At 69.9% G+C, this 24,495-nt stretch carries 21 protein-coding genes and 1 pseudogene; 9 read left to right on the top strand and 13 right to left on the bottom strand.

Translation table 11 applies throughout. The annotated features are described in order from the left end of the window. The first annotated feature begins 159 nt into the window (after positions 1-159). Positions 160-1,872 (top strand): hypothetical protein, encoded by a 1,713-nt coding sequence (locus tag ABGB18_RS08085; RefSeq protein WP_347694740.1) that lies wholly within the window; start codon positions 160-162, stop codon positions 1,870-1,872. Between the two features lie 353 nt (positions 1,873-2,225). Here ABGB18_RS08085 and tnpA read toward each other — a convergent pair. Further along, positions 2,226-2,638 (bottom strand): annotated as a pseudogene (gene tnpA, locus ABGB18_RS08090) (IS200/IS605 family transposase); the annotation flags it as partial. 22 nt (positions 2,639-2,660) lie between these two features. Between tnpA and ABGB18_RS08095 the strand changes: the two are divergent. Together ABGB18_RS08095 and ABGB18_RS08100 are read left to right on the top strand one after the other, a co-directional pair. Next, positions 2,661-3,893 (top strand): transposase, encoded by a 1,233-nt coding sequence (locus tag ABGB18_RS08095; RefSeq protein WP_347694741.1) that lies wholly within the window; start codon positions 2,661-2,663, stop codon positions 3,891-3,893. A gap of 78 nt (positions 3,894-3,971) precedes the next feature. Then, positions 3,972-4,274 (top strand): hypothetical protein, encoded by a 303-nt coding sequence (locus tag ABGB18_RS08100; RefSeq protein ID WP_347694742.1) that lies wholly within the window; start codon positions 3,972-3,974, stop codon positions 4,272-4,274. 196 nt (positions 4,275-4,470) lie between these two features. Here the strand turns inward: ABGB18_RS08100 and ABGB18_RS08105 are convergent, their stop codons facing one another. Further along, positions 4,471-5,175 carry a helix-turn-helix domain-containing protein gene (locus tag ABGB18_RS08105; protein ID WP_347694743.1) on the bottom strand — a complete coding sequence of 235 codons (705 nt, stop codon included), beginning with the start codon at positions 5,173-5,175 and terminating at the stop codon, positions 4,471-4,473. A gap of 355 nt (positions 5,176-5,530) precedes the next feature. Between ABGB18_RS08105 and ABGB18_RS08110 the strand changes: the two genes are divergently transcribed. Further along, positions 5,531-6,289: a methyltransferase domain-containing protein gene (locus ABGB18_RS08110; RefSeq protein ID WP_347694744.1), complete on the top strand. Its 759-nt coding sequence runs from the start codon at positions 5,531-5,533 to the stop codon at positions 6,287-6,289. Positions 6,290-6,387: 98 nt separating this feature from the next. On the opposite strand, the gene ABGB18_RS08115 is transcribed toward ABGB18_RS08110, so the two are convergent. After that, positions 6,388-8,211, bottom strand: coding sequence for an ABC transporter ATP-binding protein (locus ABGB18_RS08115; RefSeq protein ID WP_347694745.1), 1,824 nt, complete (start codon positions 8,209-8,211; stop codon positions 6,388-6,390). After that, positions 8,211-10,037, bottom strand: coding sequence for an ABC transporter ATP-binding protein (locus ABGB18_RS08120; protein ID WP_347694746.1), 1,827 nt, complete (start codon positions 10,035-10,037; stop codon positions 8,211-8,213). The genes ABGB18_RS08115 and ABGB18_RS08120 overlap by 1 nt, the downstream gene beginning before the upstream one ends. A gap of 397 nt (positions 10,038-10,434) precedes the next feature. Here ABGB18_RS08120 and ABGB18_RS08125 point away from each other — a divergent pair, with 397 nt between their 5' ends. After that, on the top strand, positions 10,435-11,547 hold the full coding sequence (locus ABGB18_RS08125; protein ID WP_347694747.1) for a hypothetical protein: 1,113 nt from the start codon (positions 10,435-10,437) through the stop codon (positions 11,545-11,547). A gap of 155 nt (positions 11,548-11,702) precedes the next feature. Here the strand turns inward: ABGB18_RS08125 and ABGB18_RS08130 are convergent, their stop codons facing one another. The 3 genes from ABGB18_RS08130 to ABGB18_RS08140 form a co-directional block, all read right to left on the bottom strand. After that, a complete protein-coding gene (locus tag ABGB18_RS08130) occupies positions 11,703-12,704 on the bottom strand; it encodes a glycoside hydrolase family 11 protein (protein WP_347694748.1) in 1,002 nt (333 codons plus the stop codon). A 353-nt stretch (positions 12,705-13,057) separates the two neighbouring features. Further along, complete coding sequence (locus ABGB18_RS08135) at positions 13,058-14,257, bottom strand: phosphatidylinositol-specific phospholipase C1-like protein (RefSeq protein ID WP_347694749.1); 1,200 nt, start codon at positions 14,255-14,257, stop codon at positions 13,058-13,060. Positions 14,258-14,632: 375 nt separating this feature from the next. Continuing rightward, positions 14,633-14,842: a hypothetical protein gene (locus tag ABGB18_RS08140; protein WP_347694750.1), complete on the bottom strand. Its 210-nt coding sequence runs from the start codon at positions 14,840-14,842 to the stop codon at positions 14,633-14,635. 170 nt (positions 14,843-15,012) lie between these two features. Between ABGB18_RS08140 and ABGB18_RS08145 the strand changes: the two genes are divergently transcribed. From ABGB18_RS08145 to ABGB18_RS08155, 3 genes are all read left to right on the top strand, one after another. Next, positions 15,013-16,611, top strand: coding sequence for an aminotransferase class V-fold PLP-dependent enzyme (locus ABGB18_RS08145; RefSeq protein WP_347694751.1), 1,599 nt, complete (start codon positions 15,013-15,015; stop codon positions 16,609-16,611). 72 nt (positions 16,612-16,683) lie between these two features. Further along, the gene (locus ABGB18_RS08150) at positions 16,684-17,169 is read left to right on the top strand and encodes a RidA family protein (RefSeq protein WP_347694752.1); all 486 of its coding nucleotides are present in this window, start codon (positions 16,684-16,686) and stop codon (positions 17,167-17,169) included. A gap of 10 nt (positions 17,170-17,179) precedes the next feature. Next, a complete protein-coding gene (locus tag ABGB18_RS08155) occupies positions 17,180-18,502 on the top strand; it encodes an amidohydrolase/deacetylase family metallohydrolase (RefSeq protein ID WP_347694753.1) in 1,323 nt (440 codons plus the stop codon). A gap of 31 nt (positions 18,503-18,533) precedes the next feature. Here ABGB18_RS08155 and ABGB18_RS08160 read toward each other — a convergent pair whose 3' ends face one another. The 3 genes from ABGB18_RS08160 to ABGB18_RS08170 form a co-directional block, all read right to left on the bottom strand. Continuing rightward, on the bottom strand, positions 18,534-19,484 hold the full coding sequence (locus ABGB18_RS08160) for a LysR family transcriptional regulator (RefSeq protein ID WP_347694754.1): 951 nt from the start codon (positions 19,482-19,484) through the stop codon (positions 18,534-18,536). A gap of 76 nt (positions 19,485-19,560) precedes the next feature. Then, positions 19,561-20,064: a 2,4'-dihydroxyacetophenone dioxygenase family protein gene (locus tag ABGB18_RS08165; protein WP_347694755.1), complete on the bottom strand. Its 504-nt coding sequence runs from the start codon at positions 20,062-20,064 to the stop codon at positions 19,561-19,563. A gap of 34 nt (positions 20,065-20,098) precedes the next feature. Continuing rightward, the gene (locus tag ABGB18_RS08170) at positions 20,099-20,854 is read right to left on the bottom strand and encodes an SDR family oxidoreductase (protein WP_347694756.1); all 756 of its coding nucleotides are present in this window, start codon (positions 20,852-20,854) and stop codon (positions 20,099-20,101) included. Between the two features lie 86 nt (positions 20,855-20,940). Here ABGB18_RS08170 and ABGB18_RS08175 point away from each other — a divergent pair, with 86 nt between their 5' ends. Beyond that, the gene (locus ABGB18_RS08175) at positions 20,941-21,351 is read left to right on the top strand and encodes a helix-turn-helix domain-containing protein (RefSeq protein WP_347694757.1); all 411 of its coding nucleotides are present in this window, start codon (positions 20,941-20,943) and stop codon (positions 21,349-21,351) included. Between the two features lie 105 nt (positions 21,352-21,456). Here the strand turns inward: ABGB18_RS08175 and ABGB18_RS08180 are convergent, their stop codons facing one another. From ABGB18_RS08180 to ABGB18_RS08190, 3 genes are all read right to left on the bottom strand, one after another. Then, positions 21,457-22,422, bottom strand: a complete 966-nt coding sequence (locus tag ABGB18_RS08180; RefSeq protein ID WP_347694758.1) for a sugar kinase — start codon at positions 22,420-22,422, stop codon at positions 21,457-21,459. 4 nt (positions 22,423-22,426) lie between these two features. Next, positions 22,427-23,083 carry an RraA family protein gene (locus tag ABGB18_RS08185; RefSeq protein ID WP_347694759.1) on the bottom strand — a complete coding sequence of 219 codons (657 nt, stop codon included), beginning with the start codon at positions 23,081-23,083 and terminating at the stop codon, positions 22,427-22,429. Positions 23,084-23,160: 77 nt separating this feature from the next. Further along, positions 23,161-24,468, bottom strand: coding sequence for an MFS transporter (locus tag ABGB18_RS08190; protein ID WP_347694760.1), 1,308 nt, complete (start codon positions 24,466-24,468; stop codon positions 23,161-23,163). Between the last annotated feature and the right edge of the window lie 27 nt (positions 24,469-24,495).

Below are 24,495 nucleotides of genomic sequence, written 5' to 3' on the forward strand. Positions count from 1 at the left end.
CTTCGGGCGCCCCGCCGGGGGCGGAGCAGGGGGATGACGGCTCCGATCTTGTCGGCCCGGCCGGGAGGCGGGGCGGGGGATGACGGCTTCGATCTTGTCGGCCCGGCCGCAACGGAAGATTATTTCGGGGTAAACGTCCGCATATATGAGGAGTTAGGCGTGTCCCTCGACAGGCGCACCCTCCTGCAGACCGCCGGCCTTACCGCCGGCCTGATCGCCCTCACCCCCTCTCCCGCCGACGCCGATGTCCTGACCGCCGCCGACCCCACCCCCGCCCGCGGCAAGAACGAGGGCAACGGTCCCTTCAGGAAGCTCGTGATCCGCGGTGTCAATGTGATCGTCGGCGCCCGGGGCGAGATCGTCGGTCCCGTCGACATCGTCATCAAACGCAACCGCATCGACGAACTCATCCCCATCGACCCGAACGCTCCCAAGCGGCGCAAGCCGCACGACGCAGACCACGAGATCGACGCCACCGGCATGTGGGTCATGCCGGGCCTGGTGGACGAGCACACCCATACCGGCACCGGCAACACCCCCCGCACCTACGCGTACAAGCTGTGGCTGGCCCACGGGGTCACCACGGTCCGCGGGGTGACCGTGGCCGCGCACGCCGACGCCGTACGCGACCGGGAGGCCAGCGAGCGCAACGAGATCGTCGCGCCGCGCATCGTGAACTACCAGACCCCGGGCAGCGGCTGGGACGGCGGACAGGTCGACTCCCCGGAGAAGGCCGCCGCCTGGACGACCTGGGCGGCCGCGAACGGGGTGGACGGCATCAAGTTCTTCGGCGACCGCGTGTACGGCCGCGCGGAGATCGAGGTCATGATCGCCGAGGCCAGGAAGCGGGGACTCGGCACGATCATGCACCACTCGCCGCCGATCTACAAAGAGCTCAACGCGGTCGAGTCCGGCAGGCTCGGCCTGGGCACGGTCACCCACTTCTACGGCCACTTCGAGTCGCTGCTCAAGGAGGGCCGCGAGCATCCCAAGCCGCCGGGCTACGACTACGGCAACGAGGCCTCCCGCTGGCGGGCGGTCGCCACGGTGATCGACTACACGTTCCCGCCGGGGTCGCCGCAGTGGCGGGCCTACCTGGAGGAGCAGCTGGAGAACAAGGTCAACTTCGGCCCCACCTTCGGCGTCTACCTGGCCGGGCGTGACCTGGCCAGGGTGCGCGGGCTCGACTGGCACCCGCGCTTCGCGCTGCCCTCCATCTGGGATTTCTGGGAGCCGAGCCCGCAGGCGCACGGCTCGTTCTACTACGACTGGACCAGCGAGGACGAGGCGAGCTGGAAGCGGTTCTACCAGCAGTACTTCCAGCTCATCCACGACTACAAGGAACTGGGCGGGCGCATCGTCGGCGGCACCGACCCGGGTTTCATCTACAACCTGTACGGCTTCGCCAACATCACCGAGTTGGAGATGCTCAGGGAGGCGGGGCTCAGCGCGCTGGAGGCCATCGAGGCCATGTCTGGAAATGTCGCCCAGACCCTAGCGGACCCGCGCGGCGACCAGCCCGAGTACGGCACGGTCAAACCCGGTATGTACGCCGACCTCGCCGTGGTCCCGTACAACCCGCTGCAGGACCTCAAGACCCTCTACGGCACCGGCACCACCCGGCTGGACTCGACCGGCGACGTCAAGCGCATCGGCGGCGTGCAGTGGGCGATCCGCAACGGCGTCGTCTACGACGCCAAGAAGCTGCTCGCCGACGTGGCCGACATGGTGAAGGCGCAGAAGGCGGCCGGCGCCTGCCGCGACATCGACCCCGACTGGAGCACCTACGGCCCCTGCGGCGGCAGCGCGGGAGCCGACATCCCACCACCAGCCAAACCAGCCGCACGCCCCACCCCACCGCCCCGCACCTGACGGCCGCACCCCACCCTCCGACCCGGATTCAGCGTCAGCACTCCCACCCTCCGACCCGGGTTCGACGACAGGACCCCATCCCGCCGAGCCCGGGTTCGACGGTCGCGACCCACTCCGCCGAGCCTTCATTGTCTGGACGGCGCGCATGCGGCAGCACGAGCACCGCGCGTGCACTCGCCGCCTGCACGGGCCGACTGCGGCGGCCGCCTGCATGCTGCTCGACCGTCCGGTGACACGGCCGTTTGTGATCACATGCGTAGATCGCTACCAGAATGTGGGCCAGTGCTCCGGCCTTCAGGCCGGGGGTGAAGGCCCACGCGGGAAGGCCCCTGGAGCCTGAGCGTGCCCTGACCGGGACGGTTTTGCTGTTCGATGTACTGGCGCAGGACGCTGAGCGGTGCGCCGCCCACCGGCCCGGCGAAGTAGGAGCCCGGCCACAGCTTGTTCGCCCGGTAGTAGTGGTGGCGGGCCGGCTCGGGGAACTCCTGACGCATCCTGCGTGAGGACACGCCCTTCAACGAGTTGACGAGTGTGGACAGGGCGATCTTGGGGGGAGTTCACCGGCAGGTGGACGTGAATTGTTCTCGCCGTTGAACTCGCGCGGCTCGGTCTCGAAGTCGGCGCACACGTCCCGCATGATCTCCTCCATCCGGTTCAGGCGGGTGTCGGTGAACACCTTGTGCCGGAACCTGGTCACGAAGACCAAATGCGCGTGCAGGGCGGAAACGCAGTGCCTGCCGGTTCTGATGCCTTCATGCCCGGCCATAAACCAATGATATGATCAGTGGGTGCAGCTTCGTTACAACTACCGGGTGTATCCCGACGCCGGCCAGCGGGCCGCGCTGGCGCGGGCGTTCGGGTCCGCCCGCGTGGTGTTCAACGATGGGCTGCGCATGAGGCAGGAAGCCCGGATGCGGGGCTTGCCGTACATCTCGGATGGGGACCTGTCCAAGCGGGTCATCACGCAGGCCAAGGCATCGCCGGAACGCTCCTGGCTGGGCGAGGTCTCGGCCGTGGTGCTGCAGCAGGCGCTCGCCGATCTGAACACCGCCTGCCGCGACTTCTTCTCCTCCCTGTCGGGGAAACGGAAGAGCCGGAAAGGCCGGAAGGCCGCCACGCCCCGGTTCCGGTCGCGGAAGGACTCGCGGCAGGCGGTCCGGTTCACGAAGAACGCCCGATTCAAGGTCACCGAGTCGGGCCGCCTGCGGTTGCCGAAGATCGGGGACGTGCCGGTCCGCTGGTCGCGGTCGCTGCCGTCCGATCCATCGTCGGTGACGGTGATCAAGGATTCGGCGGGCAGGTATTTCGCGTCGTTCGTGGTCGAGACCTCGGACGAGCCGTTGCCCGAGACGGACTCCGTGGTCGGGATCGACCTGGGGTTGACGCACTTCGCGACCCTGTCGAACGGGACGAAGATCGACAACCCGCGCATCCTGCGCCGGGCGGCCAAGAAGCTCCGCAAGGCGCAGAAAGCGCTGAGCCGCAAGGAGAAAGGCTCCGCCAACCGCAAGAAGGCCAAGCAGGTGGTCGCCAAGGCCTACGCCAAGGTCACCGGCACACGCCGAGACTGGGCACACAAGCTCTCCACACGGATCATCCGCGACAACCAAGCGGTGTACGTGGAAGACCTTGCCGTGTCCGGCCTGGCGCGTACCAAGCTGGCCAAGTCCGTGCACGACGCGGGCTGGTCGCAGTTCGTGAGCATGCTGGAGTACAAGGCCGCTCGGTATGGCAGGCACTTCGGGAAGATCGACCGCTGGTTCCCCAGCTCGAAGCTGTGCTCGTCGTGCGGCGCCATCGCCGAGTCGATGCCGTTGAACGTCCGGTCGTGGACGTGCGGATGTGGTATCACCCACGACCGGGACATCAACGCAGCGGTCAACATTCTCGCCGCCGGGCTGGCGGAGAGACGAAACGACTGTGGAGCGCGGGTAAGACCGGGACCTGTTCCGGCACCGCGCGAAGAAGCAGTAACCCGCCGGGAGCCGCACGCGCGGCAGACCGGAATCTCCGTCCTTTAGGGCGGAGTGGATGTCAAAGTCTGGTACTTGTCCATAGCGCTGGGTTTCCGGCGTGACACTCGCAAGACGAAGGATTTCATGAGACTGCGTACCCGAGCCGCGATCCTGGTGGCGGTCGCGACGGCGGCCGTCGGCCTGACCACCGTGCCCGCGAGCGCGGCCACGGTGCACCGCGCCCACATTCACTGCTTCAACATCTCCTGGCAGAACGGCTGGTCTGCCACCGTCTACTACCACAACACCTGCGGGTCGACGCAGCACATCGCTGTGGCCAAGGGCAGCGACACGCGGTGGTGCGGCGCCGTGAAGGCGCACGCCAAGGGCCACCACAAGACTTGGCTCCCCGCCGGAGCGAAGGTCGTCTGGCGGAAGAGCTGCTGACACGAGGCTCCCCCTGAGAGCCTGATCGCCGGCGCCCACGCATGAGGCACGATCCTCGGCGTGGGCGCCGTCGTGTCCGGCCGGGCGGTCAACATACCTCTACCAATCGGACAATGAGTACGCATGTGCATGCCGCCGCTCCACCGTCCGTCCTAGGGTCTGCGCTGGTGGGGGCGTGCGCTTCGGGAACGGGAGCTCAGGCCTTGTACAGGAGTGACAGCGGCTTCTGCGGATCCCGATGACCGAGCAACTGCGTGGCGGTCCGCCCGACGTAACGGGTCAGCGACCGGGCCAGATGCGGCTGGTCGAAGTAGCCGAGCAGGTGGATCACCTCGTGGACCGGCGTACCCCCCTGGATCAGGACGGCCGCCTGGCGGGCCCGGTCGATCTGCCGGATGGCGCCGCGGGTGAGCCCGGTGGCCGCCACGAAGCGCCGCTGGAGAGTGCGTTCCGAAACGTCCGGCGTCGCACCGCGCAGCACCGCGGCGACGACCGGGTCAAGGGCCAGGACGTCCTCACGCACCATCCGCCGCACGAACGCCTCGGCGTTGTCGTAGTCGGGAAGCCGCCAGGAAGACCCCTTCAGCCAGAACGACCTGCGCGTCGCGTCGGGTATCTCCGCGACGTCGTCGACGAGCCGGTTGACCGGTAGATGCGGCATCGAGGTGCCGATCGAGAAACTGATCCCGAAGAACATGGACTCCTCGGGGACCGGGGCATGGCCGGCCTTCGTCTCCGGCCCCACGACGGCCACGCTGACCTGACCGCGGTGCTCCCAGAAGACCAGGTCCCAACGCGCCGCCGCGACCGCCATCATCTGGTCGACGCCGTCGCTGCGGCTCCGCCACACCCGCTCGATGTACGGCGAATCGGACGGTCGACTCTCGACTTCCAAGCCCATCCGAGCCGATCCCTCCTCGCTCCTCGGCACCACCGACGGCGGTGTGACCTGCCACCCGAGCACTCGACGCCACCCGCACAAGCCACTCCTCAGAACCTATGCGACAACCCCGTCGAAAGGCGGGCAAGACTCCACCTTCTCATCGGAAGAGGCACCCGCGCGGAGCCCGCCCGAAATCAGGGTAACCAGGCACGACAGATCCCTGGTCAGCATGAGGAAGGCAACTTTCCACCGTGTCACCACGCGCGCCAACGCTAGGCGAGAATGATCACACAGGTGTCACGCCTGGCTCCGTCGTACTTGGTATTGGCGGCGGATCGAGCGTCACTCTGATGTCCACGTGCGGGTTGGAGCCATGACGAGCGTCTATGACAGCGAACGGCTGGCGGCAAGCTATGCCTTCGACCGCCCTCCGGTGCATCAGCAGATCCTCAAGTCAGTACGCCTGAAGCGTCCGGTCGGGCGGGCGCTGGACGTCGGATGCGGTGCCGGCGTGTCCACTGCCGCGCTCGCACCACTGACCGAGCAGGTGATCGGCCTGGAGCCGGTCCCGGCGATGCTCGTGCATCGGCGATCCGTCGCGCCATCCGCACGATTCGTCGTCGGCACGGCGGAGGGCCTGCCGTTTCCCGGGGCGTCGTTCGACTTGGTCGCCGCCGCCGGATCGCTGAACTATACCGATCTCGCGTCGGCCCTTGCCGAGGTGGCCCGCGTTCTGACCCCGGACGGAGTCTTCCTCCTGTACGACTTCTCGCAACGGCACTCGCTGACAGGCGACGCGCTGGCGACCTGGTTCGAGGCGTTCCAGCAGCGGTTTCCATCGTCATCTGGATGGCGGCCACTGGTCGTACCGGAGTTGTGTCTTGCCGGGACGGGGCTGCGCCTGCTCGATTGCACCGACGTCGAGATCCCGGTGCCGATGACGTTCGACGACTACCTCCGCTACGTGCTGGGCGAGGTCAGGGTGGACAGCGCCATCGCGCGTGGGGACGACAGCGCCGAGCAGGCACGCGACTGGTGCCGCCGTACGCTTGCGGAGGTCTTCCGGAGCGGGGAGATGACCGTGGTTTTCCGTGGCTATCTGGCCACGCTGGCTCCGACCAGTCACGACTGACCCCGCCGCGCCGCCCCGGCTCGGGCGCTGTTGGAGCGGAAACGCGGATGCCCGTGTCCCGACTCCGCCTCCATCCCGAGGACGGCCAGGAACCGCGGCTACTCCCCGGTCACCGAGACGAACCCCGTGCCGGCTCGGTAGTTGGGGGACTGGTGGCGGAAGTAGGTGTTGTAGACCTCGCAGTAGCGTCCCCCGGAGGCCAGCAGGGCCGCGTGGTCGCCTTCCTCCACGATCCGCCCGTGGTCCAGCACGATGATCCGGTCGACGTGCTCGATCGTGGACAGCCGGTGGGCGATGACGATCGAGGTCCGCCCCGCGAGCACCACGTCGAGTCCTTCCTGGATCTGCGCCTCGGTCAGCGGGTCCACGCTCGCCGTGGCCTCGTCCAGGACCACGATCGCCGGATCCTGGATCAGCAGCCGGGCCAGCGCGACGAGCTGGCGCTGACCCATGGACAGCGCCCGGCCGTGCTCGCCCACGTCCGTCTGCAGGCCGTTCGGCAGGGCGTCGATCCAGTCGCCGCCGCCCACCGCCGCCGCGGCCGCGCGCACCTCCTCGGGGGTGGCCTCCGGCCTCGGGTAGCGGACGTTGTCCGCGACGGTGCCGCTGAACAGGAACGGGACCTGCGGCACCGCGCCGATCTGCCGGCGGTAGCCGCTCAGGTCCAGGGACCGGATGTCCTGCCCGTCGATCAGCAGCCGCCCGTCCTGGAACTCGTAGAAGCGCGTGATCAGCTTGCCGAGCGTCGACTTCCCGGCGCCGGTGTGGCCCACCAGCGCCACGGTCTCACCTGCCTCGATGCGCAGGTCGAAGTCGCGCAGCACCGGATGGGCCGGGTCGTAGCCGAATGTGACGCCCTCGAACTCGATGCTGCCCGCGAGCTCGCCCGCCGGCCGAGCGTCGGTCTGCACCACCCGGGGCGGCGCGTCGATCAGCGCGAACACCCGCTCGGAGGCGGACAGGCCCTGCTGGAACTGCGACCAGAAGGCGGCGATGGACGTCAGCGGGAACCAGAAGAGCGCCACTCCCTGCAGGAACAGGTACCAGTCGCCGGCCGACAGGCCGCCCCCGACCACGGACGTGCCGCCCAGTTGCACCAGCCCGACCGTGGCGAGCCCCGACACCAGGAACAGCACGGGGAAGATGCTGGAGAAGACGAACCCCTGCCGGAGCGTCACCTGGTAGCTCTGCCGGTTGATGGGCCGGAACTCGTCGTAGACCTGCTGCTCCTGGCGGAAGTTCTTCGCGACCGCGATCCCGCCCATGGTCTCCTGCAGGTTGGCGTTGACCCGGCTCAGGGAGCGCTGCGCCCGGCGGGTGCTGACCCTGGCCACCCGCCGGAAGAGCAGCGCGATGCCCACCACGATCGGCACCACCAGCAGTGTCAGCAGGGCCAGCTCCGCGCTGCGCAGGAACAGCAGGACCGTCACGAAGCCCACCATCAGCACCTGGCTGATCAGGTCCATGGTCAGCGTGGACACGGTGGCGAAGTCGTCGGTGTCGGACGTCACCCGGCTGACGATCCTGCCGGACGGCGTCTCGTCGTAGAACGACAGGTCCCGGGCCAGCACCGCGTCGAACGCGTCCTCGCGCAGTTGGAGCACGACGTCGCCGGTCACCCGGGCGCTGTTCCACTGGCGGACGAAGTTGAAGGTCCAGGAGAGCACGCCGGCGACCAGGATCGCGATCACGAGCTGCCAGACCACCGCGGCGATGGTGCCGTCCGTGATCGTGTCCACACCCAGGCTGATCAGCAGCGGAAGGGCCGCCTGAGTCGCGGAGCTCAGCACGATCATGCCCGCCACCAGGAACATCGTGCCCAGCTTCGGCCGGAAGTAGGACAGGATCCGGCGTAGCAGGTCACGATCGCCATAAGTGCGGTCGTAGTCCTCCGCGTCCAGGCCGTCCATGATGAAGCCCATCAGCGCGTCCCTCCCTGCTCGCCGGCCATGATGGTGCGTCCGTCTCCCATGTCGACCTCGTCGTAGTGGGCGAAGACCCGCCGGTAGAGGCGGCTGCGCGCGATCAGCTCGTCATGCGTGCCGAAGTCGACCACCTCGCCCCGGCGGAGCAGCAGCACCTTGTCCGCCCACCGGATCTGGGAGAGCCGATGGGTGATCAGCAGCGTGGTGCGCCCGTCGAGGATGCGCCCGATCGCCTGCTGGATCCGGTCCTCGGTCGCGGAGTCGATCGCGCTGGTCGAGTCGTCGAGCACGAGGATCGCCGGATCGGTCAGCAACGCCCGCGCGATGGCCAGCCGCTGCCGCTGCCCGCCCGAGAGCGTGACGCCGCGCTCCCCGATGACGGTGTCGTAGCCCTCTTCCAGCTCGCTGACGAACTCGGCGGCCTGGGCGTCCTCCGCGGCCCTGACCACCGCCTCCTGGTCGGCCCGCTGGCCGAGGCCGAAGGCGATGTTCTCGGCCACGGACCGGGAGAACAGCACGATGTCCTGCTCGATGGTGGAGATCTGGGAGCGCAGCGAGTCCAGGTCCCAGTCGCGTACGTCCACCCCGTCGACGAGGATCCGGCCGGCGGTGACGTCGTAGATCCGCGGGACCAGCTTGGTCAGTGTGCTCTTGCCCGACCCGGTCTCCCCGACGATCGCCACCGTCTCACCCGGCCGCACGGTGAACGTCACCCCGCGCAGCGCCGGCTCCCCGTCGTCCGCGTAGCCGAACGTCACGTCCTCGAAGACGATCTCCCCGCTGATCGGCGCGGCGTGCCCGTCCGGCCGCTGCTCGATCTCGCTTTCGGAGGTGATGATGCTCAGGATGCGGCGGGAGGACACGATGCCGATCTGGACCAGGGAGAACGTGAAGATCGAGATCTGTGTCGGGAAGGCGAGCATGCCCATGAGCCCCATGAACGCCACCAGTTGCCCGACGGTGATCTCCCCGGCGGCCTGGAGGGCCAGGGCGTGCCACAACGCCCCCGCCATCGCGAACGCGAACAGCAGGGTGGGCAGGTAACGGGCCTGGACCAGCCCGTTGCGTACGAACGAGTCGCGGTAGCGGCGGGCGTCGGCCCGGAACCTGCCCCGCTCCTGCGCCTCCTGCGCGGTCACCTTGATCACCTCGATGCCGCGCACCGCCTGGTTGAGCCCCGCGTTGAGATCGCCGAACTGCTCCCGCATCCGCGTCGACACCGGGTTGAGCTGCCTCATGTAGTGCCAGAGCGCGATCGCGAACACCACCGTGAACACCCCCGGCACCAGCAGCAGCCGCGGATCGACCATCGCGATGAAGACCAGCGCCACGACCCCCTGGAAACCCGAGTCCACGATCAGGTCGGCGCCCGGCGTGACCATGACGGACAGTTGCCTGATGTCGTTGGCGGCCCGGGCCATCAGGTCCCCGACCCGCTGACGGCTGTGGAAGGTCTGGCTCTTGCCCAGCAGGCTCACGTATAGCTCGTCGCGGGCGTCCCGCTCCAGCCGCTTGGCCAGCACCTCGCTCGACAGCCGCGCGACGAGGTCGAACAGCCCCCTGGCCGTCACGATGGCGAGCAACGCCCACGAGATCAGGCCGAGCGCGTCCAGCGGCTCACCCCGCACGCCCAGCACGGCGTCGAAGGCGTCACCGGTGAGCTGGGGAACCATGCCGTTGAGCGCCACCATGACCAGCGACCCGCCGAGGAACCCGGTCAGGTGCGTGGGGTGGCGGCGAAGGTGGGACCAGAGCCAGCGCACCGGGCCGCGCCGGTTGAAGAGCGGACCGGAAACGGTGAATTCAGCATTGCTGGTGGTCACAGGACCGGCCCTCCGAGCCAGACGTCAGGCGAACTTCGAACCTGCTTTCTACCACCGGCCACCGACAATTTCCCAGCGCTTTTTGCGGCGCCCGGATCGGGGCCGGAACGATTTTACGAAAGACGCGGGGGCGGGGGGAGGGGCGCTGCTTTCACGGACGACGAGCTCGGTGGCCAGCTCGAAGTCGCCCCGGCCCACCGGCTCCGCGGCGAGGGGTCGGCCGCCTGCCGGGTACGCTGGTGCGACGGCGTCCGTCCGCGCCCAACCTCCGGCGATCCGCCCCAGCCGGGTCACCTCAGGAGGCAAAGGGAGGTCCACCTCCCGGCCGGGCTTCGTTGCCGATCGTGCGCCCGCCGTACCGGTCGCTGGGGGATCCGCCGGCGGGCCGCGGGAGACGATGATGACCAAGCGAGCCGACTTCAAGCGGCGTGTGCGCGCCCGGATGGCCAAGACCGGCGAGTCGTACGCGACCGCCCGCAGCCACCTCCTCGGCGAGCAGCCGGCCCCTAAAGCCGGCACCCCCGCCGGCGACGGGATGGCGGCGGCCCTGCACGTGAGCAACGGTGATGCCACGGACCTGCCCGGGACCGGGCTCGCGGACCGCGTTCTCTACTGGCGCGACGTCCTGCACGAGGGGCCGGTGCCCGCGGTCGGGCCCGAGGAGCTCCGCCGGATCAGGGCCGACTTCCTGGCCGGGGCGGACGCGGACGACCGAGCGGAGGGCGCCGCCATGTTCGCCGAACGGGACAGCACGCTGGAGGCCAACCGCGACGGCGAGTACGTGCTGTGGTTCGAGGCGGACCTGTACGACCAGCTCCAGATCATCCAGATCCTCGCCCGCCTGGCCGACCTGGGCGTGCCGGCGGAGCGCATCACCCTGATCTGCATCGGCGAGCATCCCGGCATCGCCCGCTTCGGCGGCCTCGGCCAGCTCACGGCCGAGCAACTGCGTGAGCTGCCCGCCACGAACGCCTGCGCCCGCCTGACCCCCGCCGCGCTCCGGCTCGCCACCCATGCCTGGGCCGCCTTCCGGGCGCCGACCCCGGACGGCCTGCGTGCCGTCGCCGGTGACCGCTCGGGTGAGCTGCGGTTCCTGGGTGAGGCGTTCGACCGGCTCAGCCGGGAGTACCCGGCGACCCGCGACGGGTTGTCGCTGACCGAGCGGCGGCTCCTGGCCGCCGTCGCCGACGGCGCGACGTCGGCCGAGGCGGCGTTCGTCCGGGCGGCGGCGCGGGAGACGCGCCCTTTCCTGGGGGACACCTGGGCCTTCGCGATGATGGACCGGATGGCACGCGCCCCCGTCCCGCTGCTGCGGGCCGAGCCTGACGGCCGCCCGGTCGGCCGCGGCACCGGCCTGCGGCTGACCGGCACCGGAGCACAGGTGCTCGCCGGTGCGGCCGACCACGTGACGCTCAACGGCATCGACCGGTGGATCGGCGGGGTGCACCTGCGCGGTCACCACGTCCAGTGGCGCTGGGACGACGGAACCGAGACCATCAAGGCGCCCTGACCGGCCGGATCCCACGGCCCGGCACCGGCTCGTACGCCGACGCTGGGCCGGGAAAGCCGGGCCGGGAAAGCCGGGCCGGGCGGATGGGGTGGCAGGGCTGTGGCGCGGCGGTGTGGGCCGCCGCGCCACAGGCGTGGTGTTCGGGGACTCGGAGGTCAGCCGGCGCTGCAGGAGACCGTGGGCCAGGTCGAGTTGCCGTTGCGCTGGATCGTCACTCCCCAGTTGTTGCCGTTGCCGTTGGGCCTTGCGGTCAGGACCTGGGCGCTGGGGTAGCTGGCGCTGATGTTCCAGGTGGACATGATCCGCGACGGGGAGGGCACGTTCATCGTCACGGTCCAGTTGGTCGAGCCGCTGACCGCGACGTTGAGGTTGTAGCGGTCGCTCCACTGCTCACCCGCGGACAGGGACGCGGTGCAGCCGCTGCCGCCGCCCCCGCCGCCCCCGCCGCCACCACCGCCGCCGCCGCCGACCGTGATGTTGGAACTGCCGCTGCTTTGATAGCCCTCGGTGGCGAGAATCATGTAATCGTGGCTGCCCAGATTCATGCCGTAACGAGCCCACGCGTCAAAGTGGTTGCCGGACGTTATGGTGCCGCCCGTTTTCTTCGACTGCCGGACGCTCCAGTACTGATTGAAGGTCCTCGTGCCTTCGATGGAAGGGGCGTTGTAGCGCGTCGTCTGGTAGATGTCGTACGTGCCGCCGTCGCTGGTCACCGTGCCCTTGTACGTTCCCGTGGGCCGATAGGTGCCCCAGTTGTCGACGATGTAATACTCCACGAGCGGGTTTCTGGTCCACCCATAGAGCGTCAGGTACGCATTGCCGGACGGATTGAAGCTCCCCGAATAGCTCACGCTCCGGCGTCCACCGGTGCTCCAGCCCTTTCCGGCGACGAAGTTCCCGGTGTTGCGCCATGAGGTGCTGTAATTTCCGCCGGAGCCCAGCTCCATGGAGACGGTTCCCTGGCTGTCGGTCCAGAACGAATAGAAGTAGCCGTTGTTGTTGCCGGTCTGGTTGGTGGTGATCGGGGCCGCGCTGGCGACGCCGGGCAGCATCGCGACGGCCACGACCAGCGTGACGGCCAGGGTGCAGGCCCGGCCGATGAGCAGCCTGGCGTTGCCGCGTCTGAGGCGCTGTGGGTGGGCGAGCTCGCCGTTCATGTGCGTGTTCCCTCCTCTGCGGGCTGACGTGGGCGGCCGGCGTGATTACAGCCCGGGCGGGGCTGCCGGTGGCCAGGGTGACGATCACCGCGGTGGCGTCATGACCAAGAAACTATCGGTCCGATGGCGAAAGTATCGGATCGCCTGGCCAAGTTGTCAACGATTCCCAACCGGCCGTGGTGAGCCTGTCAAACCGTCCATCCAGGTAATTGGCCTGTCCTGGTAGCCAAGGTCGGAGGGAAGACGCATGAAAGTTTCGTTGGAACACCGAAAGTATCCAGGTCGGCGCTGATGCGCCCTGGCACGTGAAAAAGCGGCCGCCCTCATCGGACGGCCGCCTCTTCAGGGAGCGTTCATCGGGAAGAAGCGGGCTCCAGCCGGTCGTCGCGGCAGTCGCGCGGTGCGCTCACCGGGTTGCAGCGCACCGCCCGTCCGCCGGGGAGTTCGGCCACGAAGTCGCTGTCGTACCGGGAGGCCATGCCGACGCTCGGGAAGTCCGTCGTCACCATCTGCGCGCCGCTGGCCAGGGCGGTCTTGACCCGGGCGAAGTCCTCGTCGATGACCGACCGCAGCGGCTCGTCCGAGCGCGTACGGACGATGTAGCCACGCTTGACCAGGTCCCGGATGGTCGCTTCGTTGTCGCCGCGCGGGTCGTTCACCATCGTGATCGCCGCGTCCGCGTCGCCGGGGTTGCCGCGTGTGAAGACCGCGCGGCCCTGGAGGCTGGGGTGCCCGTCGAGGTACATGTCACGGATCTCGCCGGGGCCGCCGTTGTCGAAGAAGAACATCACCTTGCCGCGCGCCCAGTCGAGGGTCGGCCAGCCGTGCTTCAGGATCGACTGCTCCAGCGTCAGGCCCGGACGGCGCAGGTCGTCGGCGGTGATCAGCTGCGACTCGCTGAACACCGAGCGGATCTCCTTGTCGATGTCGTCCAGCAGTTTCCGGTCCCACGCCGGGCTGACCGCGCCGCCCGCCTGCTCCAGGCGGTCCTCGGTCTGCTTGAGCTCCAGTTGCATGATGACCGGCACGTGCCCGGGGTTGGCCTGCGACCACTTCCTCACCTGCTGGAGGCAGGCCACCAAGGTCCGGCAGGTGGCGTTGACGTCCAGGTCGGCGACGTGCATGACCTTCATGCCGGGCGCGGCCATGGCCGGGTCCTCGATCGGGCCGAGGCCGGCCAGCTTGCGGACCAGCGGGTTGCGGTAGAGGCCGCCCTCGGGGTCGGGGAGCAGGTCCAGCTCCACGGCCCGTACGTTCTGGCGGCCGAGCAGGTCGGCGATGGACGCGTGCGAGTAGGCGCCCCACGACGGGTAGGTGGGGTCCATCTTGACCCCCTGGGCCAGTTCGGCGCCCTGCAGCTCACGGTGGTAGGCGTTGTGGGCTCCCATGAACTGGATCTGGTTCATCCGGACGTTGCCGGCTGAAGCGGTGGCACTCGCCGGGGTCGCGGCCGGGGCCGTCTGCGCGGAGACGGCGGGTGGCGCGACGGCGGTCGTGACGACCGTGGCGAAGGCGGCGGCGAGCATGGCGCCGAGGCGTGCGCGGGAGATCATTGGTCCTCCTGAGGTGACAACCCCCGCAGGTTAGGGAGCGGTTGTGTCCCCCGAGTGCCGTCCGCCCTCCGGGCGATCATCACATGTGTGAACCTTGCCTGAATTAGGCGCATTGGTATGCTGTGTCCGGTATCCGACGCTTCTGGGTGGCCCGAGACGGATCAACGGTACGCCGCGCGTCTCCGCGCTGTCAGCGCCTGTGCGTCACCTGGCCGCCCGCGGACCTCTCCTGCGTCCCGTACGCCTCGCGGAGGGTCGTGCCGACGGGCGCCCGTACGTCCTCCGAGCCAGGCCGGCCCGGCGGTCGAGATGGAAATCGATCACGAGTAGTTCCCTGAAGTACCGGGTGTCCGGATCTTTGGATGATCACCATGGCTACCGGACGGGCACTCGCAGGCGGCCCGGCAGGTAGCGGCGCCTGGCCGCCATGTCGGTCAGCGAGACGTTGACGGCCGCGCGGTACTTGAACGACATCCAGTCCTGTGCCGCGTGCAGCTCGTTGAACCAGGGCTCGCCCGCGCCGTCGTTGGTGATCCGGTAGGTCAGCAGGCCGAGGCCGCCGGGGAGCCGCCGCAGGCCGGTCACCTGGACGGAGAACGGGCGGCCGGCGAGACGTTTCAGCGGCGCCGTGGGTGCCCGTATGCCGCCACTATTCTCATGTCGAATAGTGTCATCGAAAAGACGCGCTTAACACGGATCACACTGCTACCTACCGTTTGGTCAGGCCGATAAGACATGGACTGGCTGGGGGTCACGTGGCCGTTGACGCTGTCTCTCGACGTAACATCCTCCGACTTGGCGCCGGCACGGCCGGCGCGCTCGCGCTGGGCCCACTGCTCGCGGGGCCGGCGGAGGCGGCCGTGGCCGCCGCCGGAGCCGGGACCGCGCCGCTCGGCGCCCTGGACAAGGCGAAGGACATCTACCGGGCGATCGGCGTGCGGCCGCTGATCAACGCGCGCGGCACGTTCACCATCCTCAGCGGCTCTCTCATGCTGCCCGAGGCCCGTGCCGCCGTCGACGCGGCGGCCCGGCAGTACGTGCACCTGGACGAGCTGGCAGCCGCCGTGGGCAAGCGGCTCGGCGAGCTGACCCGCGCGGAGTTCGGCATGGTCAGCTCCGGCTGCTCCGCCGCGCTCACGCACGCCACGGCGGCCTGTGTCGCCGGCGGCAACCCCGACCTGCACACGCGCATCCCCGACCTGACCGGCTTCCAGAAGACGGAAGTGATCATCCCCAAGCACTCGCGCAACGTCTATGAGGCGGTGGTCAGCGCGGTCGGGCTGAAGGTGGTCGAGGTGGCGACCCGCGCCGAGCTGGAGGCGGCGCTGGGCCCGCAGACCGCGCTGGTCTACATCATGGCCGGGCCGAAGGTGGACGAGAGCGAGATCCCCACCAGGGTCATCGCCGAGGTCGCCAAACCCAAGGGCGTGCCGGTCCTGGTGGACGCCGCCGCGGAGATCCTCACCATCCCCAACGTGCATCTCGGTTACGGCGCGGACCTGGTGGCCTACAGCGGGGGCAAGGCCATCCGCGGCCCCCAGTCGGCGGGCCTGCTGCTCGGCCGCGAGGACCTGGTCAGGGCGGCGTGGGTGCAGAGCGCCCCGCACCACGGCTTCGCGCGCGGCTTCAAGGTCGGCAAGGAAGAGGCCATGGGCATGCTCATGGCGGTGGAGATGTGGGTCCGGCGCGACCACGACGCCGAGTACGAGCGGTGGACCGACTGGCTCAATGACATCGCCCGCCAGGTGTCCGGCGTGCCCACCGTGACCACCTCGATCGAGCAGCCCGAGGGCCTGTCCAACCGGACGCCGTCGCTGATCGTGCTGTGGGACGAGGACCAGCTCAAGGTGTCCGGCCAGACCGCCACGGACACCCTGTACGAGGGCGAGCCGCGCATCGCCCTGAACCCGGCGAGCGGCGACGGCAAGACCGGCGTGTCGATCACGCCGTACATGCTGACGCCCGGCGACGAGAAGGTCATCGCCCGCGAGCTCGTCAAGCTCCTGAAGAACCCGCCGAACTCCCCGGAGCAGGACAAGCCGCCCACGGTTGACGTCAGCGGCGACTGGGCCCTGAAGATCAAGTTTCTGGCCGGCGGCTCCGACGCGCACCGCCTGCGACTCTCCCAGGACGGCAGCACCGTCACCGGCACGCACACCGGCGACTTCGTCACCCGGGACCTGACGGGCACCGTCAGCGGCGCCACGGTACGCGTCCGCAGCAGGTACGGCGAGGAGCACGGCGACTCCCTCGACTTCACCTTCACCGGCACCGTCAAGGGCGACGCGATCAGTGGCGAGCTCGACATGGGCGAGTACCTCAAAGCGACCTGGACGGCGACCCGCGGCGGCTGACCCGGGCCGCAGCACCGCCGTTCCCGATCGAACCGACCCCACGCCGCTCCGGCGTGGACCAAGGAGGAAGTGTTGAGAGAGAACCGCCGGGACTTCATCCGCAAGGCCGCCCCCGCCGTCGCCGTGGCCGCCGCGGTCCCGGTCATCGCCGCCGCTCCGGCCGCGGCGGACGACCGTGACCCCAAGGGCCGCAAGCCGCGGAAGGAGGTCCACTACCCGGGTGGCGAGCCGCCGGAGAACCCCCTGTTCAGCCCGGTCGTCACCTACGGGAACCTGGTCTTCCTGTCCGGCATCGGCGCGCATTTCGAGGGCGATATCAGCGCCCACACCGACCACGTGCTGAACGAGCTGGAGCGCAACCTCGAAGCCGTCGGCTCGTCCATGGCGAAGGTCCTCAAAGTGAACGTCTATCTGAACAGCCTGGACGACTACGACGGCATGAACGCGGTGTTCCAGGGCCGGTTCGGCCCCGAGCCGGGGGTGCGGACCACGATCGCCGCGGCGGCGGGCATCCCCGGTGACTCCCTCGTCGAGATCGACTGCATCGCCGTCATCTGAAAGGTCGGGTATGAATCTTCGATCGCGGGCCGGCCGGGCCGTCATCCCCGCGCTGGTCTCCCTGGTCCTCGGCGCCTCCTCGGTCGCGGCGGGCACCGTCCCGGCCGCCTCCGCGTCGACCGCGCAGGGCAGGGAGCCGCAGTACGACCTCCTGATCAGCCGCGGCCATGTCATCGACGTGAAGAACGGCATCGACGCGGTCCGGGACGTCGCCGTCAAGGACGGCAAGATCGCCAAGGTCGACAGGCACATCGACGCCCGGGAGGCCGAGCGGACGGTCGACGCCGCCGGCAGGTACGTCACCCCGGGCCTCATCGACATGCACACGCACCTGTTCACCGGGCCGGAGGACGCCTATGCCAACGGCTTCCTGGGCGTCGCGCCGGACGGGTTCACCTTCCGCTCGGGCGTCACCACCGCCGTCGACACCGGCTCCTCCGGCGCGTCGAACTTCGCCGAGTTCAAGAAGAACATCATCGACCGCTCGAAGACCCGGGTGCTGGCCTTCCTCAACATCGTCGGCAAGGGCATGGGCGGCGGCGACGTCGAGCAGGACCTGAACGACATGCGGGCGGGCCCGGCGGCCGAGGTCGCGCAGCAGAACCCCGACGTCGTCGTCGGCATCAAGACCGCTCACTACGAGGGCCCGGAATGGGACCCGGTGGAGCGGTCGGTCGAGGCCGGGGAGAAGGCCGGCATCCCGGTGATGGTCGACTTCGGGTCCAACCGGCCCGAGCGGCCGCTCGCCGAGCTGCTGACCGAGAAGCTGCGGCCCGGTGACATCTACACCCACGCCTACTCGGGCCTGCGCGGTGAGCTGGGCGAGGACGGCAAGCTCAACCCGGGCATGTGGGCCGGCCGCAAGCGGGGTGTGGTGTTCGACGTCGGCCACGGCGGCGGCAGCTTCGCCTGGGAGGTCGCCGTACCGGGGATGAAGGAGGGCTTCCTGCCCGACACCATCTCGACCGACCTGCACATCGACAGCATGAACGCCGGCATGAAGGACATGGCGAACGTCATGTCGAAGCTCCTCACCCTCGGCATGCCGCTCAAGGACGTGATGGCGGCCTCCACCTGGCGGCCCGCCCAGGTGCTCGGGCACGAGGAGCTGGGGCACCTGTCGGTGGGCGCGCCGGCCGACATCGCGGTGTTCTCCCTGGAGAAGGGCAGGTTCGGGTTCGTCGACAGCTTCGGGTTCAGGATCGACGGCAAGCAGAAGCTGCTCTGCGAGCTGACCATCCGCGGCGGCGAGGTGGTCTGGGACCTCAACGGTCTGTCCGCGCAGGTCTGGAAGCCGGGCTCCGGCCAGGGCGACAGCCCCGACCAGCACTGACGAGCACCTGCTGACGGGCAACCGCCCCGGCTCAGAGCCGCCGGGGCGGTTGCCCGTCCCAGGGCCACTGGGGTGCGGGCAGGCTCGTGAGGGCGCGGCGGACGGCCTCCACCGCCGGGGACACCACGGCACCGGCCCGCCACCACACCGCCACCACCCGCTCGCAGTGGGACTCGGCGATCGGCACCAGGGCGACCCCCTCGGTGTTGGCCGTGGTCATGGCCAGGCCGTTGGTGACACCGGTGCCCATGCCGTGGCGTACCAGGGAGATGAGGGTCTGCGGTTGGTTGGTCTGGGCGGCGATGACCGGGTTGAGGCCGGCCATGGCGAAGGCGAGGTTGGCCTCGTACTGGCGGCCGTGTCCCTCGCCGCTCTCGCCGATGGTCACCACCGGCAGGGAGGCGATCTGGGCCAGGCGTACGCTGCCGGCGCGCGCCAGCGGGTGGTTGCCGCGGAAGACGGCGACCAGCGGCTCGTGCCACAGCACCTGGCTGGCCACCTCGTCGGAGCCGACGAGCGGCTGCAGCGGCCGGATCGCCAGGTCGAAGGCGCCCTCGACGAGGTCGTCACCGAGCGCCACGCTCGGCCCCTCGCGCAGGACGAGCCGGACGTGCGGGTGCGTCGCGTGCAGCGCCCGCACGGCCAGCGGATAGAGGTAGGCGGCGGCGCTGGGATAGGCGCCCAGCCGCACCTCGCCGCGGACCACGCCGCCGGTCAGCTCGGTGAGCACGCTGAGCCGGCGCAGGATCTCCTCGGCGTGCGGCAGCAGCGCGCGGCCCTCCGGCGTGAGCGTCGCCGGTTGCAGCGAACGGTCCAGCAGCCGGGTGCCGAGCAGGCGTTCCAGCTCGGCGACATGGCTGCTGACCCGCGGCTGGGAGCGGTAGAGGGCCTTGGCGGCGGCCGAGAAGCCGCCGTGATGGGCGACGGCCACGAAGCTGACGATCCAGTCGACCCGATAATGGTGCACGTTTCGGATGTCCATCAGCCCCGCTCTCTTGCCGCGGCTCCGGGATCTCCGCGACGCTTACGAACGGGGCATACCCGGATTTAGCCGATCTTCAGCGGATGAATTGGTCGACGTAGCCGGCGCCGAGGCCGACCTTCTCGTAGTGGGCGCGGCACATGTCGATCTTGGTGAAGGTGTCCTCGTAACCGATCTGCGCGCCGTCCTCGTCCACGTACGCCATCGCGCCGGAGATGTTGAAGAACGTGATCATCTCGGGGCAGTCGTCCGGCACGGCCAGAGTGTGGATCTCGCCCGGCGGCTCGTAGACGAAGTGGCCGGCCTCGGCGACCCACTCGTGCTCGTAGTAGTGCCATTTGCCCTTGATCACGTACCCGAAGACCGCGCCGGGGTGGCGGTGCCTGGAGACGATGCCCGCGGCGGTGACCTTGAGCAGGTTGCACCACTGCCCGATCACCGTGTTGAACATCAGCGGCCGGAACCACACATTGGGCGCCTGCGGCACCCACACGCGCTCGTCCTCGGGGAGGGCCGCGACGGCGATCTCCGGTGGCACCACGGAGGAGATCGGGATCACGGGGGCTTGCGGTCCGGTCATGGCTGCTCCTTGTCTGTCTGCTCTCATGGGGTCGTCACGCGGCCAGGTAGCCGCCGTCCACCGGAAGCACCACGCCCGTGATGAACCGGGCGTCGGGCCCGCACAGGAACGCCACCGCCCCCGCCACGTCCGCGGGCTCGCCCCAGCGGCCCATCGGCGTGCGATCGACGATCCGCCTGGCCGCCGCGCCGTCCTCGTGCAGGGCGGCCGTCAGCGCGGTACGGATCCAGCCCGGCGCCACCGCGTTGACCCGGATGCTCTCCGCCGCCCACGCCACCGCCAGCGCCTTGGTCAACTGCATGACCCCGCCCTTGCTCGCCGTGTACGCGGGCGACTTGGGGCCGCCGAAGAAGCTGAGCATCGACGCGACGTTCACCACGCAGCCCCGGGAGCGGCGCAGCAGGTCGTGGGCCGCGACGCAGGCCCGCATCGTGCCGGTCAGGTTGACCTCGACCACCCGGGCGAACACCGCGGGATCGTACTCCTCGTCCCTGGCGATCACCCCGGCGGCGTTGACCAGCACGTCGAGCTTGGACAACCCGCTCAGGAACCTCTCCAGCGCCCCGGCCTCGGTCAGGTCCAGCTCGACCCGCCGCACGTCGCCCCGCAGGGGGTCCCCGGGGGAGGGGCGCGCGGCCGGGTCGGCGCCGAGTCCGGCGGCGATCACCTCGGCCCCCGCCGCGGCGAAGCGTTCGGCCACTGCCGCACCGATGCCGCTGGTGCCGCCGATCACGACCACGGTGCGACCGTCCTCGGTGCCGCCCGCACCCGCCGAATGTGCTTCGTTCACCGGGCACCTACAGCGTGGAGGCCCCGTCCTACGGGGCGGGCAGGAAAAGCGGAACGGTGGGGCATGCAGGCCTCCCGGTTTTGTCGGTGACGGTCAGTAGTTTGATCGGCGTGTCCCGCTACCGGCTCCAGCCCACACCTGCCCAGGAGGCAGCGCTGCTGAAGCATTGCGCACATGCCCGCTTCGTGTGGAATCTGGCCGTTGCGCAGCACGCGCATTGGAGGCCGGGACGCAGGAGCGCGCCCGGGTTCGCCGAGCAGTGCCGCCAGCTGACGGAAGCCAGAGCGGAGTTCGAGTGGTTGCGCGCGGGGTCGATCATCGTGCAGCAGCAGTCGCTCAAGGACTTCGCCCAGGCCATGGCGAATGCCAACGCCGACGTGAACGCGGCCCGCAACATCAAACACGCGGCAGGGCATGCCGTGTCCGCGCGGGAAGGGCCACGGATTGCCGGGCCAGTGCACCGCGAACCTCAACGCGACCTCCTCCTCGTGGGGTAGTTGCTGTTGGAATCCCCCGTCTTCAAGCGGGGGAGGATGCCAATGTGATCCTCTCCGCTGCTCTCCGCCATCGATCATGCGGGACGAGGATGAGCCCCATTCGATTCAGTCCCCGCGCCGTCCGCCCCCACGCCACGTCGGTGACCCTTCTGCCAGGACGGTGTGGAGATGCGGGATGGGACCCACCGCGCCCGGCCCGGTGGTGGTCAGGGCGGCGGCGACCACGGCGTACCCGGCGGCCTGGAGCGGAGAGTCCCCGTCCAGGAGGCGGGCGGCGAAGGCGCCGTCGAAGGTGTCACCGGCGCCGGTGGCGTCCACCGCCGTCACCGGGTGCGCGGGCACGTGCGTGACCTGGCCGCCGGTCCCGAGCAGCACGCCGTCGGCGCCCATCTTCAGCACGACGATCGACGGGCCCCGCCGCGCGAACGCGGCCAGCACCTCCCGAGGCTCGTCCAGGCCGGTGAGCAGGCGGCCCTCCTCCAGGTTGGGCAGGACCACGTCGGCCAGCTCGGCGGTGCGCAGCACCACCGCGCGGGCCCGCTCCGGCGGCCACAGGGCGGGCCGGTAGTTGGGGTCGTAGGAGACCAGGGTGCCCGACCGCCTGGCCACGTCGATGGCGTGGAACGCGGCGTCGCAGGCCGAGGCGCTGATCGCCTGGGTGATGCCGCTGAGGTGCAGCAGCCGGGCGCCGGCCACGGCCTCCTCGGGCACGTCTCCGGGTGACAGGCGGCTGGCGGGCGACCCGGCGCGGCGGTAGGTGAAGGCATGCCGGCCCTCGCCGTGCCGGGTGACGAAGTAGATGCCGGTGCTTCCGCCCGGCTCGCCGGTGACGTGCCGTACGTCGACGCCCTCGCTCTCCCACAGCCGCAGCAGGGCCCGGCCGAAGGCGTCGTCGCCGACCCGGGTCAGGTATCCGGCGCTCGCGCCGGACCGGCGGGCGGCGATCACCATGTTGGAGGTGTCGCCGCCGAAGCCGAGGTGGAAGGCGGCGGCGTCGGCCAGCGAGCCCTCGGCCGCCGCGTTGAACTCCAGCAGCGCTTCCCCGAGGGCCAGGATCTGCGGGTGCGGCATCGGCTCAGATCCGGTTGTACTTGGCGAGACCGTCACGCAGCGAACCCGAGGCGAGGATGAGCCGCGTCTGCTCCCTCTCCCGCTCCTCGATCTCCTGCGCGGTCCGCAGCACGTCCCCGGCCAGCGCCTGGGGGACGCAGACCACGCCGTCGCGGTCGGCCACGATCAGGTCGCCCGGGTGCACGGTCACCTCGCCCAGCACGATGGGCTGGTTGAGCGAGACCGTGCGGTAGCGGCCCAGGGTGGTGGCGGGCACGCTGCACCGGGCGTACACGGCGAAACCGGGGAAGTCCCGGCGGATCTCGGTGACGTCGCGCACGCCGCCGTCGAGCACGCAGCCCGCGATCCCGCGGGCGATCCCGCCCGCCGTCATGAGCCCGCCCCACACGGCCACGTCGGCGCCGCCCGCGTCGATGCACACGACGCTGCCGGCGGGGGACTCGTCGATGGCGGTGAGCGCGTGCGTCGGCGGCTCCGACTCCGACGTCGGCACCTCCCGGACGGTCACCGCGGGCCCCACCAGCGTGCCGGCGCCCGGCGCGACCTGGCCGAGCGCGCCGGCGAGGTAGCCGCGGGTGCCGTGCTGCTCGACGGCGTCGGCGACGGACGCGGTGGCGATGGAACGGAAGGCTTCCAGGACGTCCTCGGAATATGGGGGCATGCGGAGTGTCTCCTCGTCGTCGGGGGAGGGGGATGATCGCGCGGGGGGATGGTCGGGCACCGCAGGGCGGTGGTGTCTCAGGTCGTGGTGAGGGTGTCGCTGCCGAGCGGGACGATCCTGCGGATGACCAGGCCGTACACCAGCGCGCCCAGCAGCGACACGCCGCCCGCGACGGCCAGCGGGACGAAGTACGAGCCGCCGAAGGCGTCCAGCAGGACGCCCACGACGAGCGGGCTGACGAACCCGGCCAGGTTGGACGCGAAACCCTGGATGCCGGCCAGTGACCCGACGTTCGCCGTGGTGGGGGCGACGTCCACGGGCAGGGCCCACAGGCTGGAGGCGGCGAAGCAGAGCGCGCTCTGCGACAGGGCGAGCAGCGCCAGCGCCAGCCAGGCCTCCTCGACGATTCCGGCGAGCACGATCACCGAGGACAGGACCAGCCCGAGCACCAGCGGGAACTTGCGGGCGTAGGTGACGCTGCGGCCCTGGCTGATCAGCCGCGCCTGCACCCAGCCGCCGAGCCACTGCGCGGGGATCGCCAGCAGCGCCGGGATCATCCCGAAGAAGCCCAGCGTGAGCAGGTCGAAGCCGCGGGCGTCCACCAGGTAGGACGGGAACCAGGTGATGAAGAAGTACAGCACGAACGACAGGCAGAAGAAGCCCAGCACCATGCCCCACACCGTGCGGTAACGGAACAACCGGGCCCACGGCATCGGCGTCATCTGCTCGCCGGCCTCCATGCCGCCGCCCGCGCGGATGTAGTCGCGCTCGCCGGGCGTGACCTTCGCGTGCTCGTCGGGGTCGCGGTAGAACCTCAGCCAGATCGCGCAGTAGATCAGCCCGACCACGCCGGCCGCGACGAACGAGCCACGCCAGCCGAGCACCGCGACCACGGCGGTGGTGATCGGCAGCGCGAACGCCGTGCCGGCCCGGCCGCCGCTGTCGAAGATCGAGGCGGCCATGCCCCGCTCGCGGGTGGGGAACCAGCGCGCGACCACCTGCGAGCTCGACGGGTACGCGGGCGACTCGACGGCCCCGAGCAGCAGCCGGACCAGCAGCAGCACCACGAACCCGGTGGCCGCGCCGACCAGCATGGTGGCGATCGACCAGGCGCCCAGGGCGAAGGCCATCATCCTGCGCGGCCCGAACCGGTCCACGAGCCACCCCGCCCCCGGCAGGAAGGCGGCGTACGTCCAGAAGAAGGCCCCGAGCAGCAGCCCGGTGGCGGTGTTGGACAGGTCGAGGTCCTCGGTCATGTACGGCAGCGCCACCCCGAGGTTGGCGCGGTCGAGGTAGTTGATCGTGATGGAGCCGAAGGCGAGCCAGATCATCGTCCATCTGACCCGTCCCGCGGGTGTCGTGTTCAGGGCGGGGGATGCGGTCATGCACGCTCCTCGGGGTGTTCCACCGTC

This window comes from Nonomuraea sp. B12E4, from assembly GCF_039871825.1.
Taxonomy (GTDB): Bacteria; Actinomycetota; Actinomycetes; order Streptosporangiales; family Streptosporangiaceae; genus Nonomuraea.

Bases quoted from the DNA above. Each gene is read 5' to 3' on its own strand.
- ABGB18_RS08165 (WP_347694755.1), bottom strand. From the start codon at position 20,064: ATGACCGGACCGCAAGCCCCCGTGATCCCGATCTCCTCCGTGGTGCCA.
- ABGB18_RS08135 (WP_347694749.1), bottom strand. From the start codon at position 14,257: ATGATCTCCCGCGCACGCCTCGGCGCCATGCTCGCCGCCGCCTTCGCC.
- ABGB18_RS08125 (WP_347694747.1), top strand. From the start codon at position 10,435: ATGATGACCAAGCGAGCCGACTTCAAGCGGCGTGTGCGCGCCCGGATG.
- ABGB18_RS08180 (WP_347694758.1), bottom strand. From the start codon at position 22,422: ATGCCGCACCCGCAGATCCTGGCCCTCGGGGAAGCGCTGCTGGAGTTC.
- ABGB18_RS08185 (WP_347694759.1), bottom strand. From the start codon at position 23,083: ATGCCCCCATATTCCGAGGACGTCCTGGAAGCCTTCCGTTCCATCGCC.
- ABGB18_RS08160 (WP_347694754.1), bottom strand. From the start codon at position 19,484: ATGGACATCCGAAACGTGCACCATTATCGGGTCGACTGGATCGTCAGC.
- ABGB18_RS08115 (WP_347694745.1), bottom strand. From the start codon at position 8,211: ATGGGCTTCATCATGGACGGCCTGGACGCGGAGGACTACGACCGCACT.
- ABGB18_RS08190 (WP_347694760.1), bottom strand. From the start codon at position 24,468: ATGACCGCATCCCCCGCCCTGAACACGACACCCGCGGGACGGGTCAGA.
- ABGB18_RS08105 (WP_347694743.1), bottom strand. From the start codon at position 5,175: ATGGGCTTGGAAGTCGAGAGTCGACCGTCCGATTCGCCGTACATCGAG.
- ABGB18_RS08110 (WP_347694744.1), top strand. From the start codon at position 5,531: ATGACGAGCGTCTATGACAGCGAACGGCTGGCGGCAAGCTATGCCTTC.
- ABGB18_RS08155 (WP_347694753.1), top strand. From the start codon at position 17,180: ATGAATCTTCGATCGCGGGCCGGCCGGGCCGTCATCCCCGCGCTGGTC.
- ABGB18_RS08130 (WP_347694748.1), bottom strand. From the start codon at position 12,704: ATGAACGGCGAGCTCGCCCACCCACAGCGCCTCAGACGCGGCAACGCC.
- ABGB18_RS08100 (WP_347694742.1), top strand. From the start codon at position 3,972: ATGAGACTGCGTACCCGAGCCGCGATCCTGGTGGCGGTCGCGACGGCG.